General features: G+C 63.7%; 1 rRNA gene. It reads right to left on the bottom strand.

Going from position 1 to position 959, the window contains the following annotated elements:
- Positions 1 to 959 (bottom strand): 23S ribosomal RNA (locus tag AAAX31_RS10040); the annotation flags it as partial.

The raw sequence follows: 959 nt of genomic DNA, 5'->3' as shown, positions 1-959 counted from the left end.
TGCGGACCGGATTTCCCTGGTCCGCGGGCCGCGCTCCATCACGGGGACGTCCAGAACCCCGCCGAGCCACCCCCATCCGTCGCCCCGTCGGTCGTAGCGCCGCGTGCGCGGTGCAGGAATGTCTGCCTGCTGCGCGTCGGCTACGCCTCCCGGCCTCGCCTTAGCCCCCGACTGACCCTGGGAGGATTAGCCTTGCCCAGGAAACCTCGGGTTCACGGCGGACGAGTTACTCTCTCGTCTCTCGCTACTCATGCCAGCATTCTCACTCCCATGCGCTCCACCGTCGGTCGCCCTCCGGCTTCTCCGCCCATGGGAAGCTCCCCTACCGATTCTAATGAATTAAAATCCCGCCGCTTCGGTGTCCAGCTTAGCCCCGTGTATTGTCGGCGCATGTCCACTCGACCAGTGAGCTGTTACGCACTCTTTGAATGCATGGCTGCTTCTAAGCCAACATCCTGGTTGTCTGGGCGGACGCACATCCTTTGCCACTCGGCTGGAACTTGGGGACCTTAGCGGGCGGTCCGGGCTGTTTCCCTCTCGAGCACACAGCTTAGCCCACATGCTCTGACTGCCGCGCTCTGGGCCGCCGGCATTCGGAGTTCGGTTGGATTCGGTAGGCGGCGAAGCCCCCTCGTCCATCCGGTGCTCTACCTCCGGCGGTGAACGCGCGACGCTAGCCCTAAAGCTATTTCGGGGAGAACGAGATATCTCCGGGTTTGATTGGCCTTTCACCCCTATCCGCAGGTCATCGCCGCCGTTTTCAACCGACGTGCGTTCGGCCCTCCACGGGGTCTTACCCCCGCTTCAGCCTGCCCACGGATAGCTCACCCGGCTTCGCGTCCGCGGCGCGGGACTCAAGTCGCCCTGTTAAGGCTCGCTTTCGCTCCGGCTCCCTTTCGGTTAACCTCGCCCCGCGCCAGCGACTCGCTGGCTCATTCTACAAAAGGCACGCCGTCACA

It is taken from the genome of Collinsella sp. CLA-ER-H5 (assembly GCF_040092375.1).
In the GTDB taxonomy this organism is placed as follows: Bacteria; Actinomycetota; Coriobacteriia; order Coriobacteriales; family Coriobacteriaceae; genus Collinsella.
Note: the sequence above shows the minus strand (reverse complement) of the source record. Positions and strands in the feature narration are given on the sequence as shown.